This is a genomic window from Albibacterium profundi, from assembly GCF_042159835.1.
GTDB lineage: Bacteria > Bacteroidota > Bacteroidia > Sphingobacteriales > Sphingobacteriaceae > Albibacterium > Albibacterium profundi.
In genome coordinates this window covers 819,374-843,272 of sequence record NZ_JBBVGT010000002.1, presented here as the reverse complement: position 1 = coordinate 843,272, position 23,899 = coordinate 819,374, and the positions used below count along the sequence as shown (strand labels likewise).

26 protein-coding genes are annotated in these 23,899 nt (G+C 42.0%); 9 read left to right on the top strand and 17 right to left on the bottom strand.

Annotated elements, in window-relative coordinates; genetic code table 11:
- Positions 1-14 precede the first annotated feature (14 nt).
- From rpiB to pdxA, 9 genes are all read right to left on the bottom strand, one after another.
- The gene (rpiB, locus tag WKR92_RS05220; RefSeq protein WP_375556765.1) at positions 15-455 is read right to left on the bottom strand and encodes a ribose 5-phosphate isomerase B; all 441 of its coding nucleotides are present in this window, start codon (positions 453-455) and stop codon (positions 15-17) included.
- Positions 456-458: 3 nt separating this feature from the next.
- Positions 459-1,337 (bottom strand): twin-arginine translocase subunit TatC, encoded by an 879-nt coding sequence (gene tatC, locus WKR92_RS05215; protein WP_375556764.1) that lies wholly within the window; start codon positions 1,335-1,337, stop codon positions 459-461.
- Between the two features lie 76 nt (positions 1,338-1,413).
- Positions 1,414-2,754 carry an acetyl-CoA carboxylase biotin carboxylase subunit gene (gene accC, locus WKR92_RS05210; protein WP_375557959.1) on the bottom strand — a complete coding sequence of 447 codons (1,341 nt, stop codon included), beginning with the start codon at positions 2,752-2,754 and terminating at the stop codon, positions 1,414-1,416.
- A gap of 16 nt (positions 2,755-2,770) precedes the next feature.
- Complete coding sequence (gene accB, locus WKR92_RS05205) at positions 2,771-3,259, bottom strand: acetyl-CoA carboxylase biotin carboxyl carrier protein (RefSeq protein ID WP_375556763.1); 489 nt, start codon at positions 3,257-3,259, stop codon at positions 2,771-2,773.
- A 62-nt stretch (positions 3,260-3,321) separates the two neighbouring features.
- Positions 3,322-4,311, bottom strand: coding sequence for a beta-ketoacyl-ACP synthase III (locus WKR92_RS05200; protein ID WP_375556762.1), 990 nt, complete (start codon positions 4,309-4,311; stop codon positions 3,322-3,324).
- 7 nt (positions 4,312-4,318) lie between these two features.
- Positions 4,319-5,257: a phosphate acyltransferase PlsX gene (plsX, locus tag WKR92_RS05195; protein ID WP_375556761.1), complete on the bottom strand. Its 939-nt coding sequence runs from the start codon at positions 5,255-5,257 to the stop codon at positions 4,319-4,321.
- 89 nt (positions 5,258-5,346) lie between these two features.
- Positions 5,347-5,538 carry a 50S ribosomal protein L32 gene (gene rpmF, locus WKR92_RS05190; protein WP_375556760.1) on the bottom strand — a complete coding sequence of 64 codons (192 nt, stop codon included), beginning with the start codon at positions 5,536-5,538 and terminating at the stop codon, positions 5,347-5,349.
- A 12-nt stretch (positions 5,539-5,550) separates the two neighbouring features.
- Positions 5,551-6,090: a YceD family protein gene (locus tag WKR92_RS05185; RefSeq protein WP_375556759.1), complete on the bottom strand. Its 540-nt coding sequence runs from the start codon at positions 6,088-6,090 to the stop codon at positions 5,551-5,553.
- A 72-nt stretch (positions 6,091-6,162) separates the two neighbouring features.
- A complete protein-coding gene (gene pdxA / locus WKR92_RS05180; protein WP_375556758.1) occupies positions 6,163-7,221 on the bottom strand; it encodes a 4-hydroxythreonine-4-phosphate dehydrogenase PdxA in 1,059 nt (352 codons plus the stop codon).
- 120 nt (positions 7,222-7,341) lie between these two features.
- On the opposite strand from pdxA, the gene rsmA reads away from it, so the two are divergent.
- Positions 7,342-8,130 (top strand): 16S rRNA (adenine(1518)-N(6)/adenine(1519)-N(6))-dimethyltransferase RsmA, encoded by a 789-nt coding sequence (rsmA, locus tag WKR92_RS05175; protein ID WP_375556757.1) that lies wholly within the window; start codon positions 7,342-7,344, stop codon positions 8,128-8,130.
- Complete coding sequence (locus WKR92_RS05170) at positions 8,123-9,079, top strand: NAD(P)-dependent oxidoreductase (RefSeq protein ID WP_375556756.1); 957 nt, start codon at positions 8,123-8,125, stop codon at positions 9,077-9,079. The genes rsmA and WKR92_RS05170 overlap by 8 nt, the downstream gene beginning before the upstream one ends.
- Here the strand turns inward: WKR92_RS05170 and WKR92_RS05165 are convergent.
- Together WKR92_RS05165 and WKR92_RS05160 are read right to left on the bottom strand one after the other, a co-directional pair.
- A complete protein-coding gene (locus tag WKR92_RS05165; RefSeq protein ID WP_375556755.1) occupies positions 9,062-9,835 on the bottom strand; it encodes a UbiA family prenyltransferase in 774 nt (257 codons plus the stop codon). The genes WKR92_RS05170 and WKR92_RS05165 overlap by 18 nt on opposite strands.
- Positions 9,836-9,977: 142 nt before the next feature.
- Positions 9,978-10,328 carry a HesB/IscA family protein gene (locus WKR92_RS05160; RefSeq protein WP_375556754.1) on the bottom strand — a complete coding sequence of 117 codons (351 nt, stop codon included), beginning with the start codon at positions 10,326-10,328 and terminating at the stop codon, positions 9,978-9,980.
- Positions 10,329-10,468: 140 nt separating this feature from the next.
- Here WKR92_RS05160 and WKR92_RS05155 point away from each other — a divergent pair, with 140 nt between their 5' ends.
- Both WKR92_RS05155 and dnaA read left to right on the top strand, forming a co-directional pair.
- Positions 10,469-12,019, top strand: a complete 1,551-nt coding sequence (locus WKR92_RS05155) for an acyl-CoA mutase large subunit family protein (RefSeq protein WP_375556753.1) — start codon at positions 10,469-10,471, stop codon at positions 12,017-12,019.
- Positions 12,020-12,391: 372 nt separating this feature from the next.
- The gene (dnaA, locus tag WKR92_RS05150) at positions 12,392-13,819 is read left to right on the top strand and encodes a chromosomal replication initiator protein DnaA (RefSeq protein ID WP_375556752.1); all 1,428 of its coding nucleotides are present in this window, start codon (positions 12,392-12,394) and stop codon (positions 13,817-13,819) included.
- A 12-nt stretch (positions 13,820-13,831) separates the two neighbouring features.
- Here dnaA and WKR92_RS05145 read toward each other — a convergent pair whose 3' ends face one another.
- The 4 genes from WKR92_RS05145 to folB all read right to left on the bottom strand — a co-directional run bounded on the left by WKR92_RS05145 (position 13,832) and on the right by folB (position 17,294).
- On the bottom strand, positions 13,832-14,545 hold the full coding sequence (locus WKR92_RS05145; protein WP_375556751.1) for a hypothetical protein: 714 nt from the start codon (positions 14,543-14,545) through the stop codon (positions 13,832-13,834).
- Between the two features lie 340 nt (positions 14,546-14,885).
- Positions 14,886-15,320 (bottom strand): Hsp20/alpha crystallin family protein, encoded by a 435-nt coding sequence (locus WKR92_RS05140; protein WP_375556750.1) that lies wholly within the window; start codon positions 15,318-15,320, stop codon positions 14,886-14,888.
- A gap of 191 nt (positions 15,321-15,511) precedes the next feature.
- Positions 15,512-16,921 carry an FAD-binding oxidoreductase gene (locus WKR92_RS05135; protein WP_375556749.1) on the bottom strand — a complete coding sequence of 470 codons (1,410 nt, stop codon included), beginning with the start codon at positions 16,919-16,921 and terminating at the stop codon, positions 15,512-15,514.
- 10 nt (positions 16,922-16,931) lie between these two features.
- Entirely contained in the window at positions 16,932-17,294 is a 363-nt protein-coding gene (folB, locus tag WKR92_RS05130; RefSeq protein WP_375556748.1) for a dihydroneopterin aldolase, read from the bottom strand.
- Between the two features lie 89 nt (positions 17,295-17,383).
- On the opposite strand from folB, the gene WKR92_RS05125 reads away from it, so the two are divergent.
- On the top strand, positions 17,384-18,556 hold the full coding sequence (locus WKR92_RS05125; protein ID WP_375556747.1) for an acyl-CoA dehydrogenase family protein: 1,173 nt from the start codon (positions 17,384-17,386) through the stop codon (positions 18,554-18,556).
- Positions 18,557-18,591: 35 nt separating this feature from the next.
- Positions 18,592-19,326 carry a 3-keto-disaccharide hydrolase gene (locus tag WKR92_RS05120; RefSeq protein WP_375556746.1) on the top strand — a complete coding sequence of 245 codons (735 nt, stop codon included), beginning with the start codon at positions 18,592-18,594 and terminating at the stop codon, positions 19,324-19,326.
- Positions 19,327-19,354: 28 nt separating this feature from the next.
- Here the strand turns inward: WKR92_RS05120 and gmd are convergent, their stop codons facing one another.
- Both gmd and rfbA read right to left on the bottom strand, forming a co-directional pair.
- Positions 19,355-20,491 carry a GDP-mannose 4,6-dehydratase gene (gene gmd / locus WKR92_RS05115; RefSeq protein WP_375556745.1) on the bottom strand — a complete coding sequence of 379 codons (1,137 nt, stop codon included), beginning with the start codon at positions 20,489-20,491 and terminating at the stop codon, positions 19,355-19,357.
- Positions 20,492-20,496: 5 nt separating this feature from the next.
- Positions 20,497-21,369 (bottom strand): glucose-1-phosphate thymidylyltransferase RfbA, encoded by an 873-nt coding sequence (rfbA, locus tag WKR92_RS05110; RefSeq protein ID WP_375556744.1) that lies wholly within the window; start codon positions 21,367-21,369, stop codon positions 20,497-20,499.
- Between the two features lie 170 nt (positions 21,370-21,539).
- Between rfbA and WKR92_RS05105 the strand changes: the two genes are divergently transcribed.
- The 3 genes from WKR92_RS05105 to WKR92_RS05095 are packed head-to-tail and all read left to right on the top strand — an operon-like array spanning position 21,540 to position 23,870.
- Complete coding sequence (locus tag WKR92_RS05105) at positions 21,540-22,433, top strand: outer membrane beta-barrel protein (RefSeq protein ID WP_375556743.1); 894 nt, start codon at positions 21,540-21,542, stop codon at positions 22,431-22,433.
- 20 nt (positions 22,434-22,453) lie between these two features.
- The gene (locus WKR92_RS05100) at positions 22,454-23,002 is read left to right on the top strand and encodes an RNA polymerase sigma factor (protein WP_375556742.1); all 549 of its coding nucleotides are present in this window, start codon (positions 22,454-22,456) and stop codon (positions 23,000-23,002) included.
- The gene (locus WKR92_RS05095) at positions 22,986-23,870 is read left to right on the top strand and encodes a hypothetical protein (protein ID WP_375556741.1); all 885 of its coding nucleotides are present in this window, start codon (positions 22,986-22,988) and stop codon (positions 23,868-23,870) included. Before WKR92_RS05100 ends, WKR92_RS05095 begins: the two co-directional genes overlap by 17 nt.
- Positions 23,871-23,899: the final 29 nt, after the last annotated feature.

Genomic DNA, 23,899 nt, shown 5'->3' with positions numbered 1-23,899 from the left:
TTAATAGTTAAACTTTAGCATGATATTTTATTTACACGATTGGCGTGTCTTCCTCCTTCGAAGTCGGTCGAAAAGAATGTTTTTACAATCTCTTTTGCTTCATCGATGGAGACAAACCTTGCTGGAATACACACAATGTTTGCATTGTTGTGTTGACGGGCAAGGGATGCGATTTCCGCTTTCCAGCATAGAGCTGCCCGTACGTCTTGGTGTTTGTTTGCAGACATTGCCACGCCGTTCGCACTACCGCAGATTAAGATGCCAAAAACATCTTCACTTTCTTCGACGGCCTTGGCTACGGGGTGTGCAAAATCGGGGTAGTCGACCGAACTGTCGTCATAGGTGCCGAAGTCGTTCGACGTGAATCCCAGTTCATGCACATAGTTTTTTAGTGTTTCCTTGTACTCAAATCCCGCATGATCCGCTCCTATTGCAATATTTTTAATTGTTTTCATATGTTATGAGTTATAAAATTCTTTTTCTTTTTTCTTTTTGTTTTTTTCCACGCGCTCAGATATGATGATACTAATTTCATACAATAGCAGCAGTGGGAATGTTACGGCAAGCATCGTCATAATATCAGGTGTAGGCGTAACAATTGCAGCTATAACCAAAATAATGATGAATGCGTATCGTCTGGTTGACTTCATAAACGTTGGCGTCATGATTCCCACCTTCGATAAGATGAAGATAACAATCGGCAGCTCAAAAACAATCCCGGTACCTAGAGAAATAGTGGCAATAGACGACAGGTATGAACTAATCATAATCTGATTCGATACCTCATCACTTACTTGAAAATGAGCTAAGAAGTTAACAGATAAGGCCGAAATAATATAATAGCCAAATAAAACTCCGATGACAAAAAGCATGCTCGCATAGAAAACAAAACCTTGAGCAGATTTTTTCTCGATTTCTGATAAAGCGGGCTTTACAAAACGCCAGATTTCATACAAAAGATAGGGGAAACCAAGCATAACACCTATAAGCAACGACGAATTTATTTGTAAAGTAAACTGTCCGGCCAATTGCGTATTAATAAGCGTTATGGGGATGTCGTCTACACAGAACTCAGCACCTAAGCTGAATTTGTCAGCCAGTTGGCACATCATCCTATATGTCCAAAAGTCTGTTTTCAAAGGCCCCATAATGATATCATCAAATATGAAATCATAGAAAGAGAATGCCAGGGCCATAAAAACAAAAATAGCGATGGCCACCCGGATCAGGTGCCAGCGGAGCACTTCCAGGTGCTCAAAAAAAGACATCTCAGCTTCTAGGTTTTTCCCTTTTTGCTTGATTGTATCTAGTAGCTTTTTACTTTTTGTTTCACTCATAATCTTAAAAAACAAAAATACCATTCTTTTGCAAAGAATGGTATTTTAAAAATTATATCATCATTTATGACCGAGATTACTCTGAAAGGTCAAATGTCTCCATGAATTTCGTTGTAAAATTTCCTGCTCTGAAATTAGGATCAGCCATTAGACGTAAATGTAATGGTATCGTAGTTTTGACACCCTCAATGACGAACTCGCTTAATGCTCGCTCCATCGTTGAAATCGCTTCCTCACGTGTTTGAGCAACGCAGATCAGTTTCGCGATCATCGAATCATAGAACGGAGGGATGGTATAACCGGCATAAACATGCGTATCCACACGAACGCCATGTCCCCCCGGCGAATGGAAATTTGTAATGGTTCCAGGTGAAGGGCGGAAGTTATTGAACGGATCTTCGGCGTTGATTCTGCACTCAATTGCGTGCATCGTGGGCTCGTAATTGCTGCCGGAAATCGGAACACCGCTGGCCACTTTTATTTGCTCCTTTATCAGGTCAAAGTTGATAACCTCTTCTGTTACCGGATGCTCAACCTGAATCCGCGTATTCATTTCCATAAAGTAAAAGTCACCGTGTTTATCCACTAAAAACTCGATGGTTCCTGCGCCCTCATAGTTTACAGCTTTCGCTCCTGCAATTGCAGCGTCACCCATTCGTTTCCGAAGTTCCGGAGTGATAAAAGGAGAAGGTGCTTCTTCAACTAGTTTTTGATGACGGCGCTGAATAGAGCAATCACGTTCCGATAAGTGACAAACGGTACCAAATTGGTCACCAATGATCTGAATCTCTATATGTCTAGGGTCTTCGATGAATTTCTCTAGATAAATTCCATCATTACCAAAAGCAGCACCTGCTTCTTGTCTCGCTGAATCCCAAGCGTGTTCAAAGTCTTCTTTCTTCCAAACAATACGCATGCCTTTTCCTCCGCCACCAGCAGTCGCTTTCAAAATGATTGGGTAGCCGATTGTTTCAGCAACCTCTAAGCCTTCGTTTACGTCAGCGATGAGTCCGTCAGAACCCGGGATGGTTGGTACGCCGGCTTTTGCCATCGTTTCTTTTGCCGCAGCCTTATCGCCCATAGCGTTGATCTGTTCAGCGGTTGCACCGATAAATTTAATGCCATAATCGGCGCATATTGCTGAGAATTTTGCGTTTTCAGATAGAAAACCGTAGCCCGGATGAATGGCATCTGCGTTGGTTAGCTCTGCTGCAGATAATATATTGGGTATATTCAAATAAGAATCTTTACTGGCAGGCGGACCAATACATACTGCCTCATCAGCAAAACGAACGTGTAAACTATCGCGGTCAGCGGTTGAATACACCGCGACACTTTTTATTCCCATTTCTCTACATGTGCGAATAATGCGTAACGCAATTTCACCACGGTTAGCAATGAGTATCTTTTTAAACATCATGTATTTCGTTTATTTAACTAGGGTCCACCAAGAATAATGGTTGATCATATTCTACCGGTTGTGCATCATCAACAAGCACTTTTACAATCTTTCCAGATACTTCAGACTCGATCTCATTGAAAAGCTTCATTGCTTCAACGATACAGATCACCTGGCCTGTTGAAATGGAGTCTCCAACATTCACGAAAGCCGGCTTGTCAGGACTGGATGAACGGTAGAATGTGCCAATCATCGGTGATTTAACGGTCACATATTTTGATGAGTCGTCTGCAGATGGTTGTGGTTGCGCCGGTGCAGCACTCTCTGTTTGAGCCGCTGCCGTTGGTGCAGGGACAGCCGCTGGAACTGGGGCTGGAGCTGCTGCTGGTACAGCTGCAGTAACATAAGTTGGCTCTTTCCCTGCCTTAATCGTGATCTTAAAGTCTTGTTCTTCAATTGAAACCTCGTTGACGCCTGACTTGGCAACAAATTTTATCAGGTCTTGTATTTGTTTGATATCCATCGAGTTTTATTTGTATGGTTTGATAATGTTATAATTAAATATAGCGATATTTAGCTAATGAATCAATAGGCCCATTTGAGGTACACTGAACCCCATGTAAAACCACCGCCGAAGGCCGCCAATATTAACGTGTCGCCTTTTTTTAGTTTGTCTTCCCAGTCCCACAAACAGAGTGGAATTGTGCCATTTGTTGTATTTCCGTAACGATCAATATTGATCATGATTTTATCCTCGCCGATGTTCATTCGATTGGCTGTCGCATCGATGATGCGCTTGTTTGCTTGATGTGGCACAAGCCAGGCAATGTCATCCCCAACAAGGTTGTTTCTTTCCATTACTTCAGCAGCTGCATCTGCCATGTTGGTTACTGCGAATTTAAATACTGATTTTCCCTCTTGATAAATGAAGTGTTCGCGAGCAGCGACTGTCTCATGGCTCGCCGGATTCAATGAGCCGCCAGCTTTTTGATACAAATAATGTCTGCCCGCTCCATTACTTTTTAATACCGAGTCGATCACTCCGTTCCCTTCATCGTTAGGCTCCAACAGTACGGCTCCACAGCCATCACCAAACAAGATGCACGTCGTTCGATCCGTATAGTCGACAATCGATGACATTTTATCGCCACCAACGACCAATACTTTTTTATGTTTCCCAGATTCAATGTATTGAGCTCCAGTTGTCAACGCGTACAAAAAGCCAGAACAGGCTGCTTGTAAGTCGTAACCCCATGCATTCGTAGCGCCTATTTTGTCTGCAAGAATATTTGCTGTTGCGGGGAATGCCATATCTGCAGTTGCCGTCGCGAAAATAATCAACTCAATCTCATTAGCACTGACTCCACGCTTCTCTAGAAGTCCCTGTACAGCTGGGACCGCTAGATCTGAAGTTGCCTTTTCGGGATCTTTTAATATTCGACGCTCTCGAATACCGGTTCTCGTGGTAATCCACTCATCGTTGGTGTCCACAAGTGATTCTAGCTCTTTGTTTGTTAGAACATAAGGAGGGACATATCCATGAACAGCCGTTATGGCAGCATTAATTTTAGACATTTTATTTTTAATTAAAAGCGGATCTAATTTTATCTGTGATGTTAGATTCTATCATCAACCGCGAAAGTAAGATCATGTTTTTTATGGCTAACGGAGTTGATATGCCGTGGCCAATAATCACCGGTGCATTTACACCAAGAATGGGGCTACCCCCATATTGCTCATAATTGAAGCGGTCAAAAAATTCATCTTTAAAGTTTCGTTTCTCGACCAACGCGTGAAAGGATTCAGCAAGTTTTAGAACAATATTGCCTACAAAACCATCACAAACCATGACGTCAGCACGATCATTAAACAAATCTCTCCCTTCGATATTTCCGATGAAGTTAATTGACTTTTTTTCCTTTAATAATGGAAACGCGGCATGTGTCAGATTGTTTCCTTTTTCTTCTTCTTCTCCCAGATTTAATAAACCCACCTTTGGGTTTTTCACCTGGTAGATGTGTTCGATAAAAAGGCTACCTAAAATGGCGAATTGAAGTAGGGTCTCCGCTTTACAGTCGGCATTCGCACCTACATCCAGTAGAATACCATAACCGCTTTTCTCCTTAGGGATGTTGGTCGCTATAGCAGGCCGCGACACCCCTTCGATATTCTTGACACTAAACATTGACCCGACAAGCATAGCTCCGGTATTACCTGCTGATGCAAAGGAGTCGAGAGCCCCCTCTTTGAGCATTTGAAAGCCAAGACTGATACTGGAGTTAGGTTTTTGAGTTATAGCTTTGGTGGGATGTTCACTCATGCGGATGGCCTCTGTAGTATGTACAAATTCAAAACCATCCGGATTTTCGCCCGTTTTTTGAATGATTTGTTGGGCTTGGTCCTTATCACCAATAAGAACGATAGTTTGATCTGGCGATAATTCTTTTCGAGCATCCAGCGCTCCTAAAACAATTGATTCTGGGGCATAATCACCGCCCATAATGTCTACGCCAATCTTCATTCTATTTTATTTAAATAAAGTGAAAAAACATCCCAAGGTAGCACTTTTTTAGTGAACCTTAAGATGTTTTTCGTACCTAAAAAAATAAATTAAGCAACGGTTGCGTTTTCAATAAGTACTTTGCCGTTGTAGTATAATACACCGTCTACTTCATATGCACGGTGAGGCAGATGTACAGTGCCTGTGGTTTGACAAGTTGTTAGACTCGGAGCGGTCGCTTTGTAATGAGTTCTTCTTTTGTCTCTTCTAGATTTAGATGTTTTACGTTTCGGATGTGCCATCTTATTTTAATTTTATTGTTTCTTAATTTTATTTAATGCTTCCCACCTTGGGTCTGTTTTAGACTTTTCATCATTATTTTGATCTGAAGAAAGAGTCTCTAGCTTTTTAATCATCTCACGGTCACAAGCGGCCGTATTACCTGGATCTTCACAACGGTTGTTAAATGGAATTGCCAAGTTGATATATTCATAGATTAGAGATGCAATGTCAAACTCATAATCCTTTTTTGTTAAAACTAATATCTCCTCACTTTGTTCGTTCACCTCTTCGTTATCTGTGAATTTTACAATTAATTTCTCTTCAATATGACATTTAGAGGGGAAGTTATTGAGACATAGGTCACAACTTAACTTTACAAACCCTTCGATGTCAAAATTAACAAGCATTAGTGTTTCTTGTTTCTCAATCGTAACAATCGCTTTCAGATCCCCGTCCTTGACAATAGAATATTCATATTCATTGAAAAAGAGCTTATTTATTTCAAACTCAAATATGTGCTGACCTAATTTTAAGCCGATATATGGGATACGAAAGGTGTTCAAATAATTCAAAGCACGGTAATTAAAGCCCGCAAATTTAGGGAATATTTATAACTTGTGAAAGTATTTTAGATAATAGCTGTATTAGTCCCTGTCTTTCGATAGTCTTTTTGTTTTTAATGTGTTAGAAAGAAGGATTTTTTGTTCTTCTCTCTGTTTTACAATATTCAGAGCTGCAAATAAGGCTGATCTGAAAGAATCTGCCGACGCCATATTCTTCCCTGCAATATCGAATGCGGTTCCATGATCAGGGGAAGTGCGAACAATAGGCAAGCCGGCTGTGAAATTAATTCCATTATGTGAAGCGATATATTTGAACGGAATTAAACCCTGATCGTGGTACATGGCAAGAATGCCGTCAAAGTTCTTATAGTTATTGCCCGCGAAAAAACCATCGGCCGGATAGGGCCCGAAAGCAAAAATATCAAGCTCGTGAGCACGTTCAATAGCCGGCTCAATTATTTCTTTCTCCTCGGTTCCAATGAGGCCATTGTCACCAGCATGGGGGTTTAAACCCAGCACCGCAATCTTCGGCTTTTCTATCCAAAAGTCGTTTCGTAGACATTGGTTCATGACCTGTAGTTTGGATACAATCTGTTCGCTCGTGATTTTATCCGACACATCTTTCAGTGGAACGTGACCAGTAACCACTCCAATTCGTAAGTTGTCACTGATCATAAACATAAGTGAATCTTTCGCGCCGGTGCGTGACTGTAAGTACTCGGTATGTCCTGGAAAGCTGAAGGAATCGCTCTGAATGGAATTTTTATTGATCGGAGCCGTGACCAGCGCATCTAATTTTCCTTCTAGAAGATCGTTCATAGCAGCTTCGAGCGATAGGAATGCATACTTTCCACCCGTTTCGTTCTCTTCTCCCGGTGTAATTTTTACATCCTCATCCCAGCAATTAATCATATTTGCGCGTTTTTCATTCGCTTGGTCGGGATGGTTTATAACATGAAAACTAAAATCGTTTAAACCGATATTCTTACGGTAATAGGAAGCTATTTTTGTATTTCCGTATACGATAGGTGTGCAGAAATCGGTAATTCTTTGGTCCGCAAAGGTTTTGATAATCACCTCAAGACCAATACCGTTCACATCTCCGATGGATACTCCAACTTTTAATTTCTTTTCGCTCATGTTCATGCTTTATGAAATCAAAAGTATAAAAAATGCTAGATTAATTCAATTTGCTAAGTCGCCTCCATCTTTATTCTTTTAAATATTCACGTACCTTTGTGCTATCTATCCACCATATTTATGACGGTACAAGCGAAAAAGCATTTAGGGCAGCACTTTCTGACCGATAAGAACACCGCGAGAAAAATTGTTGATGCATTAGAAATGACGGATGGGCTGGACGCTGTGGTTGAAGTTGGCCCCGGCATGGGAGTTTTATCTGATTTTCTGATCGAAAGAAAGAAAAATACGTGGTTTATTGATATCGATAAGGAGTCGATTCAATATCTACATGAAAAGTACCCAGCGCTAAAAGATCGATTGATATTGCATGATTTTCTCGCTTTGCCACTTTCCAATTTGGTAGGCGATCAGCCGGTTGCGATCATCGGCAACTTCCCATATAATATTTCATCGCAAATACTATTTAAGATACTTGATGAAAGACAACAGGTCAACCAGGTTGTCGGTATGTTTCAAAAGGAGGTGGCCCAGCGTTGTATTGCGCAACCGGGCAGCAAAGAATACGGTATCCTGAGTGTGCTGCTACAGGCTTATTATGATATGAAATATCTGTTTACCGTGAAAGCAGGGGCATTTAACCCTCCGCCGAAAGTTCTATCGGGAGTGATTCGCTTAAGCAGAAATCACGTAGAGCATCTCGATTGTGATGAGAAATTATTTAAGCAAGTGGTCAAAGCGGGCTTCAACCAACGTCGAAAGACGCTAAGGAATGCCCTTTCGTCGTTGATAAATAAAGACAGGATGAATGAAAGCCGTTTTTTGGATTTAAGAGCAGAGCGGTTGTCGGTAGCGGACTTTGTCGAATTGACTAATGAAATAACAGAATCAAGAATAACGAATGAATAAGAATGAATTTAAACTATTGATTGTTGATGATATTCATCCGGTTTTTATAGAATCGGTGGAAAAAGCGGGTATTCAAGTCGACTATCAACCTGATATTCAACATAGACAAGCTGCGTCGGTGATAGGTGATTACGACGGGCTTATTGTCCGGTCAAAATTTAAAGTCGATGTCCCTTTTTTAGATCGTGGACTGAAATTGAAAATTATTGGGCGTGCCGGTGCGGGCGTTGATAATATTGACACGGTCTACGCGGAAAGTAAAAACATAGCATTGGTATCAGCTCCTGAGGGTAACTGTGACGCGGTGGCCGAACATATGCTAGGGATGCTTCTTGCTTTATTTAATAAAATTATCGTTGCTGATGCTGAGGTACGACACGGTCAGTGGCGGAGAGAAGAGAATCGAGGAATTGAGTTGACGGGTCGCACGGTTGGGTTAATTGGTTATGGAAACAATGGCAGTGCGATGGCAAGGAAACTGAGTGGTTTTGATGTTGAAATACTTGCCTATGATAAATATAAAACAGGATTTGGTACTGAAGTCGTGCAGGAGGTTGCTATGGATGAGTTGTTCGAAAAGGCAGATGTTTTGAGTCTGCACATTCCTCTGACAACCGAAACACGCGCAATGGTCGATCGGGATTTTCTTCAAAAGTTTAAAAAGCCCATTTTCTTCTTGAATGGTGCCCGAGGTGGAATTGTAGATATCGAAGCTATTTTAGAGGCAATTGATAAGAAGATGATTTTGGGAGCCTGTTTAGATGTTCTTCCCATCGAAAAGGTCATAGAACAACAGAAACAGGAGTGGTTTTCTAAATTAGCCAGCCTCGACAATGTTGTTTTAACGCCGCATGTTGCCGGATGGACGGTCGAGTCTTACTATAAAATATCTAAAGTTTTAGCAGACAAGGTGATTGCGGGCTATCAACAGCTACAAGGAGCCAGTTAACAGGTGAAAAATAAACACGCTTAGGAATTGGAGGATTAGCGTACCATCTAAGAATAGGAAATAAAAATATTCATTCTTTTTCCATTTTGATTTGAAGATGAGCCATCCGGTTAGTAAAGTGACCAGTATTAGAGCGATCGTATCCGAAGAGATCTGATCCACAAAGATTAACAAAATCGCAATATACATGATGAGGAGACTTTGGCACAATAACAACGATTTCTTGCCTCCCAGTAGAACCGGCAATGTTTTCAGATTGTATTTTTTGTCTTGGAACAAGTCACGTATATCAAACGGAATGGTAATAGCAGTAATAAACATAAAGCGCTTGGTTGCCAATAAAAAAGTATCGGTCCAAGTCACAGCATAGCCCCTCGCTCCCAGCTCGACAATCGGCACACATACACAGCTGAGCGTCCATACAATGGATATAATAAAAAGCTTGGCACCGGGTAGGTTGCGTAGATTGGAAAGTGACCGGAATAGTGGGCGGTTATAAGAAATGGCGATCAAACCCGTCAGTGCGAGTAGGGTGAGCGTAGGTATGGAAAATCGAAACGCAAGCGGAACCATCGCCACCAAGGCGAACGCACTCACAAACAGCACAAGCCTGTAGTGAGAATAAATCCAGTGCACCCGTCGGTGCGGTGAAGCCAAGGGGTTTGCTGGTTTGGCCATGATCATGCTGAAATTATAAAGGAACAGCGTGCCACAACCCGTGAAAAAAACGGTCGGATAGTCGATTGGCGTGTTCAAAAGAAGATACGTTAACCCTACCTGAGCCATTGCACAACAAGCAATAAAAATATTGCTAAATAGAACAAAGTCTATTATCTGTGTAAACGGCCTTGAGAGTAGCACCTCACTTTCAATTTAATCACGGTTTCTTTTCAGTAAATTAAGCAGAAAACGATGTGCCGCAGCCACAGGTTGATTCTGCATTCGGATTGTTAAAGATGAAGCCACGTGCGTTTAAGCCGCTTTGGAAGTCTATTTGCATGCCGGCCAAGTACAAGCCATGTGCTTGATTCATAAACACGCGGACACCATCAATCGTATATTCGGTATCGCCCTCCTTCTTTTGGTCAAAACCTAAGATATAATTCAATCCGGAGCAGCCTCCGCCTTCTACACCGATGCGTAAACCAAAGTCTTCTCCTATTTCTTGCTGATCTCTAAGCTTATTTAGTTCGCGAACAGCCCCTTCTGTAAATGAAACTGGGGAAATTGTTGAAGTTTCTTCTACCATTGCTATATTGTTTTATGTCTAAATATACTGTTACAAATATACAGCAAAATAATCAGAATTGTTTTTCTCCTTATCGTTTCGAAGGGACGGATGTGGTTTATCGCTGCAAAAGCCATCTGAAAAGATTAACTTTATGAATTATGACGGAAAAACGACATACATCCTCGGGCATCGAGGTTAAAGAATTATATGCCTATTGTAGACCGATGGAAGAACTTCCGGGCGATTTTCCCTTTACTCGGGGTATTCGGAAAGATATGTACCGCGGACGATTGTGGACAATGCGTCAATATGCCGGGTATTCGACAGCCGAAGAGTCGAATAAGCGTTATCATTATCTATTGAACCAAGGGACGACCGGCTTGTCTGTAGCTTTCGATCTGCCAACGCAGATCGGTTATGACTCGGATGACGTTATGGCCGAGGGTGAAGTCGGAAAGGTTGGCGTTGCGATCGACTCGCTCGCTGACATGGAAGTGCTTTTTGATGGTATCGATTTGGGGAAAATTACGACTTCCATGACCATTAATGCCACGGCTTCTATTCTGTTGGCGATGTATATCGCCGTTGCCAAGAAAAAGGGAACCGATTTGGCGCAGCTCTCCGGAACTATCCAAAATGATATCCTAAAAGAGTACATCGCACGAGGCACCTATATCTATCCCCCCAAGCCATCGATGCGACTTATTACAGATGTTTTTGAATATTGTAATGAACATGTGCCACGTTGGAATACCATTTCCGTTTCAGGTTATCATATCCGTGAAGCGGGGTCAACCGCAGCACAAGAGCTTGCTTTTACGCTGGCGAATGGCAAAGCGTATTTATTGGCTGCTATTGAGAAAGGCTTGGATATTAATCAGTTTTCTGCACGTATGTCGTTCTTCTTTAATTGCCACAACGACTTTTTCGAAGAAATCGCTAAGTTTCGAGCTGCTCGGAGAATGTGGGCCAAAATTACGAGGGATATGGGTGCAAGCAACCCGAAAGCCCAATCACTACGTTTTCATGCGCAAACAGGTGGGTCAACCCTGACAGCTCAACAGCCGCACAATAATATTGTGCGGGTAAGCAATCAGGCATTAGCTGCCGTTTTGGGTGGTGCACAGTCGCTACATACCAATGGCTATGACGAAGCAATCTCGTTGCCAACCGAGAAGGCGGCTAAGATCGCGTTGAGAACGCAACAGATCATCGCTTATGAAAGTGGGGTTGCTAATACAGTCGATCCCCTCGGAGGTTCTTTCTTTGTCGAGAGTTTAACCGACGAACTTGAGAAGTCGGCCGTCGGATATATGGAACAAATCGATGTGATCGGTGGTGCAGTCAAAGCGATAGAAGTAGGCTTTATGCAAGATGAAATATCGCGTGCAGCTTATGACCATCAGCTTAAGATAGAAAGTCGGGAGCAAATTGTCGTTGGAGTTAATAGGTTTGTCGAAGAGGAATCTAGACAGGAAGGTCTTTTTCGTGTAGACGATCAAATCCGACAACTGCAGGTTCAAAAGTTGCAGGCGCTGAAAAAGGAAAGAGCTCAAGAAAAAGTAACCGATGCGTTAATGAAACTGAAGGAGGCTGCGAGGAACGGTCAGAATACAATGCCTTTTATTTTAGATGCGGTTGAATCTTACGCAACATTAGGTGAAATCGCCAACGTGTTGAGAGGGATTTTCGGTGAGTTTAGGCAATAAATTATGAAAGAGTTACTTGAATAAAATATCCTCAAAATAGTGAACATCAATACGCTAGGAATAATTGCATTTTTTATTTCGCAAATAGAGTCTTTTTTGCCTATATTAAGACGGGAAAAATGGGTTGATTTTTACCTGAATTAAGAAGAGGAAAAAGTGCTTATTCGAGAATGTTGATAAATAAAATTTAAACCTAACTAATAGAGTAGTATTGTTGTTTTATTTGATATAATACGCTGTATTTCAATTAGTTGTTCCTTTATTTAAAATTAACTTTTTTTAATACTTTTTTTTTATGACCTTCGATTTTCCAAAGGGTTATTAACATAAAAACCCGCGAGTATTGTAAATCAGAATATTAAGAAAATAAACATGGAAAAAACGTGTACGGACGTATGGAAGAATTGCCTTCAAGTGATTAAAGATAATATTCCAGCACAAAGTTTTACCACGTGGTTTGAGCCGATCAAAGCCCTACGTCTTGAGGGTGATGTATTAACCATTCAGGTGCCAAGCTTATTCTTTTACGAATGGCTTGAGGAACATTTTGTAGGTCTGTTACGTAAAACTATTAAGCAGCAGTTGGGAGAGAACGGAAGGTTGGAATATAATATTGTTGTTGAAAATTCATCGAACAGTAATCCGTATACAACAAACATTCCTTCCAATGGTAACGGATCTGCAGCGAATAAGCAATCTATACCAGTGCCTGTAGCGTTGAATAAAGACATTAAAAATCCGTTCGTAATTCCTGGTCTCAAGAAGCTGCAAGTTAACCCTCAGTTAAATCAAAACTATACGTTTGATAATTTTATAGAAGGGGATTGCAATCGTCTAGCGCGGTCCGCTGGCTACGCTGTTGCGCAGAAACCAGGCGGGACATCTTTTAACCCCCTGATGGTGTACGGCGGTGTAGGCTTGGGTAAAACGCATCTTGTCCAAGCTATTGGTAATGAAATTAAAAAGAACCACCCAGATAAGCTAGTCATTTATGTTTCCTGCGAACGGTTCTGCCAACAATTTGTAGATTCGTTAAAAAACAGAACAATCAATGATTTTGTGAATTTCTATCAAGCGATGGACGTGATTATCATGGATGACGTGCATAACTTTGCGAATAAAGAAAAGACACAAGATATCTTTTTTCATATCTTCAATCATTTGCATCAGTCGGGAAAACAGATCATTTTAACGTCCGATCAGCCTCCGAAGGATTTGTCGGGCTTAGTTGAGCGCCTGTTAAGTCGCTTTAAATGGGGTTTGTCTGCAGATATGCAGGTTCCTGACCTTGAAACCCGCATGGCGATCCTTCAGAAAAAGATGTATTCTGATGGTATCGACCTGCCCTACGAGGTGGTAGAGTATGTAGCCAATAATATTGACAATAATGTCAGGGAACTGGAAGGCGCAATGGTGTCTCTCTTGGCGCAGTCTACATTGAACAAGAAGGAGATCGACTTGAATCTAGCGAAGTCGATGCTTAAAAACTTTATTAAGAATAGCCATAAGGAAATCTCGATCGACTATATCCAAAAGTTGGTATGTGATTACTTTGAGGTCCCGGTTGAAATGGTGAAGTCGAAAACTCGCAAAAGAGAAATCGTTCAAGCCCGACAAATCTCGATGTACTTGGCGAAAAGTCATACAAAAACCTCGTTAAAGTCGATCGGTTCCTTCTTCGGAGGGCGCGATCATTCGACCGTTATTTACGCATGCCAAACTGTAGTAGATCTTATTGAAACAGACAAGAAGTTCCGGTCTTACGTGCAGGATATTCAGAAAAAGCTAAAACTGAGTTAAGGGTTATGTCTCTCAACTCAGTTTCCACGTCCCTAGTATACTTACTGGATTGATTTCCTTAGAATTCAAGAAGGCTGCCGAATTTTTGAACTGAAAAAGTTCGGCGCGAATCAGGGCGAGCAATAAGCCGCTGTTGAACGTGAGGGCCTCGCTTAGGTCGATGTCAATATGCTTCTTGTCGAAACCATTCGCAATCTTGAAACGATCAGTGTTGACTACCTGAAGGATGTGCGGGTTGCTTTCGTCCTTCTCGTCAGTTGCGAAGCCCATCAGGGTGACTTCGTATGCCGCATAGTCAGCGTTTGCCAATTTCTTGTTTCTTTTAGTCGTATTGACTTTCGGAATATTGATACGGAGACGATTCCCGGTTTTGACCGCGGTTGGTAATATCGGGAACAGGTGTCTTAGGCTGTCGTTTCTGTCGAGCGCCATGTAATGTCCACCCTCCATTTCCTCGTAGTCTGGGAGGGATAAATGTCTCAACAAGCCGGTCAATCGCCCATGAAGGTAGCTATACGAGCGATCCCACGCGTAGTTTTTAAGATCTCGGTAGACCATGCCGCTCAACTCTGCCGCACTACGAAAGTGCTTGTTCATCTCAATAGTCCCACCTTTGGGTTTTATTGACCCGGGAGTCGATTGCAAAACCTGCTTGCCATTTACCTCGCGGTGAATGTAGTTTCCTATTTTACCCCGGATCTTTCCTTTTTTATCGATAATTGCCATAATATATTTATAAAAAAATTAACTAATTCGCGAATATGCTCAAGCGCCTATGAATAACCAAGTTTTGAAACGCTATGCGTACTTATGCAACAATATGCTAAAGTAAATGCACCTTTTTGGGGCTTTCGATGCCCTTGTTTTAGGTAGCTGGGGGGAGACTGTCCAACGGAACGCGTTTGGTTTCCTGTTTCCACCATGGGGACCGGGTGCAATAGGGAGTTGATAGAAAACTGATAGGTAAATAAGTAGAACGAGGTCATGCTCAAACTTTCGGCTTGGCCATAAAAAAAGTGGGAATCCTAGACTTGGGTTCCCACTTTTTTGTTTTGTTTTTTTTACGTTAAGAAATTACAACCGTCTTCTTGGTGTCGACTTCTTCTTTTTTGTTTAGCGAGACGGTCAAGACGCCGTCATCGTATTTTGCATTAACGTCTTCATCGTTGATGTTGTCCGGAAGAGTAAAGCTACGGGAGAACGACGTATAGTTAAATTCCCGTTTGTTGTATTTTTTTTCTTCTACATTTTCCTCGCTTTTGGTTTCTGCGCTGATGGTCAGCACATTTTTCTCAATGCTGATATTGAAGTCCTCCTTTTTAAGGCCCGGAGTTGCTAATTCGATTTCAAAGCCGTTGTCTTTTTCCACGATGTTTACTGCAGGGCTTTTACTAGAAAAACTGTTGCTCAATCCGTGGTCATTGAAAAATGAGTTGAACACATCGTTGAGCCAAGGGTCTACGCTGTGATTTTTTTGAAGTGATTTTGTACGTGTCATCATGTTGTTCCTTTATTTTAAGTGATTTTCTATTTTTTAATTTCACTTACACAAGAATCAAATTATAGACCGTTTGCTAAAAAGAGAAGTTTTAGTAAATAAATAGGACAATATGTCATGTGTCTTTGTGGTTTGCATGACATATTGTCTTCAATGTAAGAGTTGCGACTAAAAATGTTCTTTTCTGTGATGTTTTAAGCAGGAGAGTTGAACATCTTTCCCGGATTCATGATTCCCTTTGGGTCAAACACGTTTTTGATGCCGTGCATCAAAGCGATGTGAGTGGCATTGAACTTAAGCGGCATATAGTCTTTCTGTACATAGCCAATGCCATGTTCGCCAGAGAGTGTGCCGCCCAAGTTGACCGTCAGTTCAAAGATCTCTTTGATACCATCGTCTAACTTATGGTTCCAGTCCTCGTCGCTCATGTTCTCTTTGATAATATTCACGTGTAGATTTCCGTCTCCTGCGTGACCATAGCAAACCGATTCAAATCCGTAACGGGCGCCAATTTCCTTAATCCCTTTAATCAGCTTAGGGAGCTCAGCGCGTGGGACCACGGTGTCTTCTTCTTTGTAGACCGAATTGGATTTCACAGAAACAGCCATCGTGCGGCGCATATTCCACAAGGCTTCTTTTTGTGCGCTGGTGTCAGCTAATAATACGTCTTGGCAATCATTTTCTTCTAATACGATGTTGATCTGCTCACATTGTAAGAATAATTCATCCATACTGTCTCCGTTGACCTCGATTAGTAAGAATGCTTCAATGCCATCAACCAAGGTAAAAGCGATTTGATCGTATTTTATAACCCACTCCACGCCCTTGCGCTCCATAAATTCTAGGGACGAAGGGGTTTGCCCGGCCATAAATATTCGAGAGACGGCTTCACATGCAGCTTCATTCGATTTAAAAGAGGCTAACATAAGAATATTCTCTTTCGGTTTAGGAATCAACTTTACGACAACTTTAGTCACAATGCCGAGCGTTCCTTCGGATCCAATCATTAACTGAGTGAGGTTATAGCCCGATGAAAACTTTAAGGTGTTCGCGCCAGTCCAGATGATTTCTCCTGATGGAAGTACGACCTCTAGGTTTAGTATGTATTCTCGGATGGTGCCATACTTGACTACCTGTGGTCCACCGCTTCCGTGGGCAACATTCCCCCCAATAAAGCAGGATCCTTTGCTCGCCGGATCGACTGGGTAAAGCAAGCCTTTCTCGGCGACCGCGTCAATGAGGTTCTCTGTGATAACACCGGGCTCCAAGGTTGCTTGTAAGTTACGCTCATCTATTTCGATCAGCTTGTTCATCCGTTCCATGCAAATCACCAGTCCCCCATGAATTGGTAACGCTCCTCCGCTTAATCCCGTTCCAGCACCGCGTGGTGTAATCGGGATTTGATGCTCATTACAAAGCTCTACGAGCGCCGACACCTCTTCAGCAGATTCAGGAAGTGCTACCACCTCTGGATGAAAGATCAAATCTTCGGTTTCATCGTGGGAATAACGTTCTATATCTTCTTGTTTGTAAAACGTTCTTTCTTCACCTGTTATGCTGATAATCTGTTTAAGTATATCTTGGTTTATTGGAGTGAATTCCATTCTTTAAAAATTAATTTGTCCACAGTAAGCTAACTTTTGCATTCGCTCGGTCGCCACCAAAGGGAGGGTTTGTTTTTACGATGTGTACCTCAGCCTGCTTAACGCTTGGAAATTGCTTGATCAGTTCATCAAGAATTTCGTTGGCTACAGTTTCCAGGAGTTTTTTCGGTCGGCTCATAACATCTTTGGCGATCTGGTAGAGTGCTTCGTAGTTGACCGTATGCTCCAGGTCCTCCGTATCAAGCTCAGCAAAATCATATTGGGTTTTTATGGAGATTTCATATTCATTACCTAGAATCTGCTCTTCCGGATAGAATCCGTGATATGCAAAAAAGCGCGCATTTTCTAATTCAATATAAACGATTCTCCCCATAGAGCAAATCTAAATATTTTTTTAAGCAGGGGAAATTATAATTCAAATATTGTACATTTGGGAAGACATAAACCTCATTTTTTGTTATTATGAGTAATTACCAGTCGCCGGACTATTATTTATTGGATGAGTTGATTTCCGAGGAGCATAAAATGATTCGCTCCACGGTCAGAACTTGGGTCAATAAGAAATTGTTGCCGGTTATCGAACAGCACGCGCAGGAAGCAACATTTCCCAAAGAGCTTTTGCCAGAAATGGCTGAACTTGGGCTGTTCGGGCCAACCGTGCCACAAGAATATGGTGGTTCCGGCTTGGATTATCTTGCCTATGGAATCATGATGCAGGAGCTGGAAAGAGGAGATTCAGGGATCCGGTCGACCGCCTCCGTGCAAGGATCGCTGGTCATGTATCCCATTTTTGCTTTCGGTGATGAAGAACAAAAGCGTAAGTATCTGCCAAAGCTTGCGAGCGGAGAGCTCATGGGGTGTTTTGGTCTTACGGAGCCCGATCATGGTTCAAATCCGTCAGATATGCTATGCAGCTATACGGAAGACGGCGATGATATCATCCTTAATGGGAGTAAGATGTGGATTAGCAATGCGCCTTTTGCTGACCTTGCCATTGTATGGGCGAAAAATGAACAAGATGTAGTTCATGGCATCATCGTGGAACGGAATACGGAAGGCTTTACGACGCCCGAAACACATAACAAATGGAGTTTGCGTGCATCGGCTACAGGCGAATTGGTTTTCGATCATGCTAGAATACCTAAAGCGAATATTCTGCCAAACGTGAAAGGGATGAAAGGGCCGCTAAGTTGCCTAAATCAAGCGAGATATGGTATATCTTGGGGAGCCTTGGGCGCGGCAATGGATTGTTATGATACGGCATTGCGATACTCGAAAGAACGGACACAATTTGGGAAACCAATAGCAGGCTTTCAATTGCAACAGAAGAAATTGGCGGAAATGATCACTGAAATCACTAAAGGACAGTTGCTTGTATGGCGACTTTCTCAATTGAAAAACGAAGATCGTGCTACACCAGCTCAGATCTCCATGGCAAAACGAAACAGTGTTGAAGTTGCTCTGAAGATTGCCCGCGAGTCGCGACAGGTATTGGGAGCTATGGGGATTACAGGTGAATATTCGATTATGCGCCACATGATGAACTTGGAATCCGTGGTGACCTACGAAGGCACGCACGATATACATCTATTGATTACCGGATTAGATATTACGGGCATCAATGCTTTTTCTTAAGTCTATAAATTTAAAAACCAAATAAAACAATTCTAATGAAGTACTTTTTAGCCGCTAGTGTTTTAGTCAGTGCATGTTTGAGCGTTCAAGCGCAAGAAAAAATGAAACCTGAAGATACCGAAGTGTGGACGCCAGTCCCGAAAACGGTCACCATAGAAGGTGAAAACCACGTTCCATCTGATGCCATTGTGCTGTTTGATGGTTCATCGCTCGACGCATGGGTTAGCTCGAACGATAAAAAGGCGGCCCCATGGACGGTCGAAGATGGGATTTTTACCGTCAAGCCAGGCTCGGGAGGTATAGAAACCAAACAGCAATTTGAGGACTACCAATTGCATATCGAATGGCGCAGTCCCTTAGTGATAAAAGGAGAAGGTCAAGGACGCGGGAATAGCGGTGTTTTCATGCAAGGCATCTATGAAATACAAGTATTAGACACGTACAATAATAAAACGTATGTAAACGGACAAGCAGCAAGTGTTTACAAACAACATATTCCCCTGGTTTCAGCAGTAAAAAAGCCGGGCGAATGGCATACTTATGATATTATCTGGACTGCTCCTCGCTTTAATGAAGACGGTAGTGTGAAGTCAAAAGCAAGAGTAACCGTGCTGCATAATGGTATCCTTGTTCAGAACAATGTCGAATTAGAAGGCACTACGGAATACATCGGTTTACCGAAATATAAGGCGCATGGACCAGGACCAATCTCTTTGCAAGATCACGGCAATCCCGTAAGTTTCCGAAATGTATGGATAAGACCACTTTAAAGAGATAAGGTGTTCTTTCGCGGCTTCATTATTCGAAATAATTGAAGATTTTGAAGCCGCCTTTTTTAAGATAATCGTCTTTCTGCATCTCTTTGATATCAGATTGCATCATCTCCTCTATAAGGGCAGCTAAGCCATATTTTGGTTTCCATCCCAGTTGCTTATTTGCTTTAGAAGCGTCACCGATAAGTAATTCAACTTCTGTCGGTCTAAAGTATCGAGGGTCGACACGCACGACGGTCTGTCCCATCTTGATGCTTTCTTTGTTTAATCCGTAGGCAGCAACTCGCTCCTCATCAAAGTCGACAATAACGCCTTTTTCATTCTCATCTTTGCCGGCGAATTCCACTTCGATACCAATTTCTTCAAAGCTCTGTCTTACGAACTCGCGCACAGTGGTGGTGATACCGGTAGCAATTACATAATCTTCGGGTGTGTCCTGTTGTAACATAAGCCACATAGCTTCAATATAGTCCTTCGCATGACCCCAATCTCGCTGTGCAGATAAATTCCCTAGGTATAAGCAATCTTGGAGCCCTAAAGCAATCTTGCTAACGCCGCGAGTAATTTTTCTGGTAACAAAGGTCTCGCCCCGTACCGGACTTTCGTGATTAAACAAGATGCCATTGCAAGCATACATCTTATAGGCTTCTCGGTAGTTAACCGTAATCCAATAGGCATACAATTTAGCTACAGCGTAAGGCGAACGAGGATAAAAAGGGGTGTTTTCATTTTGTGGAACTTCTTGCACCAAACCGTACAATTCAGATGTTGAAGCTTGATAAATTCTGCATTTATCAGTCATCCCTAAAATACGGACAGCTTCAAGCAAGCGTAAGGTTCCAAGTCCGTCGGCGTTAGCTGTGTATTCTGGTGTGTCAAAGCTGACCTTGACATGGCTCTGTGCAGCTAGATTATATATCTCATCCGGTTGAACTTCCTGCACAATGCGAATCAGATTGGTCGCATCGGTCAAATCTCCATAGTGCAATTTGAAGCGTCTTTCTTTCTCATGTGGATCTTGGTATAGATGGTCAATGCGGTCTGTATTAAATAGAGAACTGCGACGTTTAACACCATGAACAAAATATCCCTTTTTCAACAGGAATTCTGCTAAATAAGCCCCGTCTTGTCCGGTAATTCCAGTTATTAATGCGATTTTCATAAATCTTATTTAACTTTTTTAAGTACTTTTTCTAACAAATATTGGCCGTATCCGCTTTTTACAAGCGGTTCTGCAATTTTCCGTAATTGTTCGCCGTCAATAAAATTCATCCGATAGGCCACCTCTTCGATGCAGCCGATTTTTAAGCCCTGACGTTCTTCAATAACTTGGACAAACTGTCCTGCTTGCATAAGTGAAGGGAAGGTTCCGGTATCCAGCCAGGCGGTACCGCGACTGAAGATACCTACATGTAATTTACGTTGCTCTAAATAGGCCTTATTTACATCCGTGATTTCATATTCGCCGCGTGCGGAAGGCTCCAAATTTTCTGCAATCTGGATAACAGAATTATCATAAAAATAAAGTCCGGGAACTGCGTAATCAGATTTGGGTTGAGCTGGCTTTTCTTCAATAGAGATCACCTGGTTGTCATCGTCAAATTCGACCACACCGTATCGTTCGGGGTCAGATACCTGATAGGCGAATATCGTAGCCCCTTCGTCTAGTGTCTTCTGTTGCAAGAGCTTAGAGATGCCGTCTCCATAAAATATATTGTCACCAAGGATTAAAGCCACCTTATCATTGCCGATAAACTCTTTACCAATTACGAATGCCTGAGCTAAACCATTGGGGGTAGCTTGTTCTGAGTAACTGAATTTACAACCAAGGTCTGCGCCCGTCCCCAATAATTTTTTGAATTGAGGCAAATCATGAGGTGTTGAAATAATTAGAATCTCCCGAATGCCAGCTAGCATTAACGTAGATAACGGATAATAGATCATCGGCTTATCGTAAACCGGCATTAATTGCTTGCTGACCGCTAATGTGAGTGGGTGTAATCGTGTGCCGGAACCTCCGGCAAGTATAATTCCTTTCAATGTATCAGATTTTTTAGGTAAAATTATAATATATTTTCTATTCGGTGCAACCTTTTCTCTTCTTAGACAGTCTAATAGATAATAAGCTTATAAAATAAACGACTGCGAGAACAAACTTTATAATTAAATCAATGAAAATTAATAAATTAAACATCATTAAGCGAAGAAATATGAAATCAATCATACTTTTAGGATTGGCATTAACTCTAGGGGTGACCAGCGTAATAGCACAGGAAAGAGCTGAGAATCAACGAAATCCAGATTCGATAAGAAGGGTAGCGGACAGTACTGTTGTGGAAATTGACCGGAACGGTGAAAAGAAAAAAGTCAAAATAATATTTGAATATGGCAAAGAAGAGATTGACAAGCGCATAAAGGATTCGACTGGTAAGGATATCGTTTCAGGAGACTCCAGTCAGTCGGACGACGATAATGATGAAGGCCGTGTATTTGCGGGCATAACTTTCGCACGCTTTGATTTGGGTTTGACGAAGTTAATGGACGATGGTAAGCTTGCATTAACACCGGAAAACGAGTTCCTAGAGTACAGAGGATGGAAATCAGTTAACGTTGGCTTCGACGTTCTGCAAATGGGCTACAAGTTCAGCAATCAGTTCCGTATACTCGCAGCAGCAGGGTTCGACTGGACGCATATTCGCTTGGAAAAGGATATTATTATGGCAGAAGATACGAAGCCTCTAGCGTATATGGAATCGTCGATCAACTATAGTAAGAATCGTTTTTCATCCAGTTATCTTCGCATTCCCTTGACTTTTGAGTTCCAAACACCTGCTGATGACAATGGCAACCGAATAAAACTAGCAGTAGGACCTGTAATGGGAATTCTATTGCAAGGCAGTCAAAAGTTTAAAAGTGATGAAGAAGGAAAACAAAAGGTAAAAGATGGGTTTAATTTTGCTCCGGTTACTTACGGTGGTTTTGCGCGCTTAGGTGTTGGCAGTTTCGGTGTCTACACCAAATACTATTTTAATGATATGTTTATTGATAGTCCCGACCAAAAGGGCTTGAAAAACCTTAGCTTTGGACTTATGCTTTTCTTTTAAAACAACGATCACTGACCTACATGAACCTAGAGAGCTTGTTAGAGGGCTGTATAAAAAATGACAGAAAAGCACAGGAAATGCTGTATCAAGCTTATGCGCCGAAAATGATGACCGTTTGTTTGCGATATGCAGATAGTCAGTTTGAGGCCGAGGAAATCATGCAGGTCGGGTTTATTAAGGTATTTAAACGTATTAGCTCTTTTACAGGAAAGGGTTCTTTTGAAGGCTGGGTGCGAAGAATAATAGTGAATACTGCGATTGAAGCATGCAAAAAGCAGACATTCATAACAAGCATTGATACGCTAGATAATGAGGGCCAGCTGAGTCTTCAAACAATCGACTCGGATCGAGCCACTGTCACGGAGTTGATGGAAATGATACGCGAATTGCCGGCAGGCTACCGTTTGGTGTTTAATATGTATTCAATTGAAGGCTTCTCTCACAAGGAAATTGCTGAACGATTGAATATTACTGAAGGAGCGTCTAAATCGCAGTTATCAAGGGCACGTTCACGCCTGCAGCAGAAAATGAAGATTATAGAAAGGGAATTACATGGCATCAAATCGTAAACCGGATATTGACGACATTTTTAAATCGAAGCTGGAGAACTATCCTTCAGAAGTTCCAACGTCGCTATGGGGTAAGATCTCGGCCGAATTGGACCAGGAAGTGACTTTAAATCACCAAACTCCACGCTTTGGTCGTGTCATTAGTCTTTCATGGGTCATAAGAATTGCTGCCGGGCTCTTGTTGTTTGGTTTTATCATTTGGAACTTTCAGGGTGAGGAAAAAATCTATCTAACGGCAGAAAACAAAAAGGTAGATGATTTGGCTCCAAAGACACCCCAGGATTTGTCCAAGACAGAAAGCGATGGCTTTATTGAGCAAAATAGTCAAGAGGTTCTTGGTTTAGAAGCCGATTCAGACCAGTCGTCGACTGCTGATGGGCAAGATCGCAACGAGCGACGTTTGGCTTATAATCAAATGGGTAGCAATGTGAATGAAACAGGAACTGTCCATACGGTGGTGGAGCCGGGAATGCAGGCTGTTGAGTCAACCAGTATGGCGGTTCAAAACGAACTGGCCGACCAAGAAATGGTTATCACAGAAGCACCTGATCGGGTGGCGGTTCTTGCTGATGAGCTGGAAGTCGGAAAATCGATGAACGCGGAAGTAATAGTAGCGAATGTAGAGAGTGAAAACGTAGTTATAAAGCCCGTTTTTGAAGAGTTTACGGAAAGTCAGGAACTTAAAAATCATTCTGAGCGAAGTGAAACATCAGATCAGTCGCCGATTCGGGATCGTCCGAAAGTTCTAAGTGGCGTGCTCAATTTTGTTGCAAGCAACCTTCAGGTGGGTGGTAATCAGGTCGTTCAGTTCAATGAAACTGATCAAGGAATCTTACTGGTTGATGTTAAAGGCGTATTCGATCGGTAGAGAGTCGCTTATTTTCGTAACTTTGCTAT

Bases quoted from the DNA above. Each gene is read 5' to 3' on its own strand.
- rpmF (WP_375556760.1), bottom strand. From the start codon at position 5,538: ATGGCACATCCGAAACGTAAAACATCTAAATCTAGAAGAGACAAAAGA.
- WKR92_RS05135 (WP_375556749.1), bottom strand. From the start codon at position 16,921: ATGGAATTCACTCCAATAAACCAAGATATACTTAAACAGATTATCAGC.
- WKR92_RS05160 (WP_375556754.1), bottom strand. From the start codon at position 10,328: ATGGTAGAAGAAACTTCAACAATTTCCCCAGTTTCATTTACAGAAGGG.
- WKR92_RS05170 (WP_375556756.1), top strand. From the start codon at position 8,123: ATGAATAAGAATGAATTTAAACTATTGATTGTTGATGATATTCATCCG.
- folB (WP_375556748.1), bottom strand. From the start codon at position 17,294: ATGGGGAGAATCGTTTATATTGAATTAGAAAATGCGCGCTTTTTTGCA.
- plsX (WP_375556761.1), bottom strand. From the start codon at position 5,257: ATGAAGATTGGCGTAGACATTATGGGCGGTGATTATGCCCCAGAATCA.
- rsmA (WP_375556757.1), top strand. From the start codon at position 7,342: ATGACGGTACAAGCGAAAAAGCATTTAGGGCAGCACTTTCTGACCGAT.
- WKR92_RS05095 (WP_375556741.1), top strand. From the start codon at position 22,986: ATGGCATCAAATCGTAAACCGGATATTGACGACATTTTTAAATCGAAG.
- WKR92_RS05140 (WP_375556750.1), bottom strand. From the start codon at position 15,320: ATGATGACACGTACAAAATCACTTCAAAAAAATCACAGCGTAGACCCT.
- WKR92_RS05145 (WP_375556751.1), bottom strand. From the start codon at position 14,545: ATGGCAATTATCGATAAAAAAGGAAAGATCCGGGGTAAAATAGGAAAC.
- WKR92_RS05120 (WP_375556746.1), top strand. From the start codon at position 18,592: ATGAAGTACTTTTTAGCCGCTAGTGTTTTAGTCAGTGCATGTTTGAGC.
- WKR92_RS05200 (WP_375556762.1), bottom strand. From the start codon at position 4,311: ATGTCTAAAATTAATGCTGCCATAACGGCTGTTCATGGATATGTCCCT.
- gmd (WP_375556745.1), bottom strand. From the start codon at position 20,491: ATGAAAATCGCATTAATAACTGGAATTACCGGACAAGACGGGGCTTAT.
- WKR92_RS05155 (WP_375556753.1), top strand. From the start codon at position 10,469: ATGACGGAAAAACGACATACATCCTCGGGCATCGAGGTTAAAGAATTA.
- WKR92_RS05125 (WP_375556747.1), top strand. From the start codon at position 17,384: ATGAGTAATTACCAGTCGCCGGACTATTATTTATTGGATGAGTTGATT.
- accB (WP_375556763.1), bottom strand. From the start codon at position 3,259: ATGGATATCAAACAAATACAAGACCTGATAAAATTTGTTGCCAAGTCA.
- accC (WP_375557959.1), bottom strand. From the start codon at position 2,754: ATGTTTAAAAAGATACTCATTGCTAACCGTGGTGAAATTGCGTTACGC.
- WKR92_RS05100 (WP_375556742.1), top strand. From the start codon at position 22,454: ATGAACCTAGAGAGCTTGTTAGAGGGCTGTATAAAAAATGACAGAAAA.
- pdxA (WP_375556758.1), bottom strand. From the start codon at position 7,221: ATGAGCGAAAAGAAATTAAAAGTTGGAGTATCCATCGGAGATGTGAAC.
- tatC (WP_375556764.1), bottom strand. From the start codon at position 1,337: ATGAGTGAAACAAAAAGTAAAAAGCTACTAGATACAATCAAGCAAAAA.
- dnaA (WP_375556752.1), top strand. From the start codon at position 12,392: ATGGAAAAAACGTGTACGGACGTATGGAAGAATTGCCTTCAAGTGATT.
- WKR92_RS05105 (WP_375556743.1), top strand. From the start codon at position 21,540: ATGAAATCAATCATACTTTTAGGATTGGCATTAACTCTAGGGGTGACC.
- rpiB (WP_375556765.1), bottom strand. From the start codon at position 455: ATGAAAACAATTAAAAATATTGCAATAGGAGCGGATCATGCGGGATTT.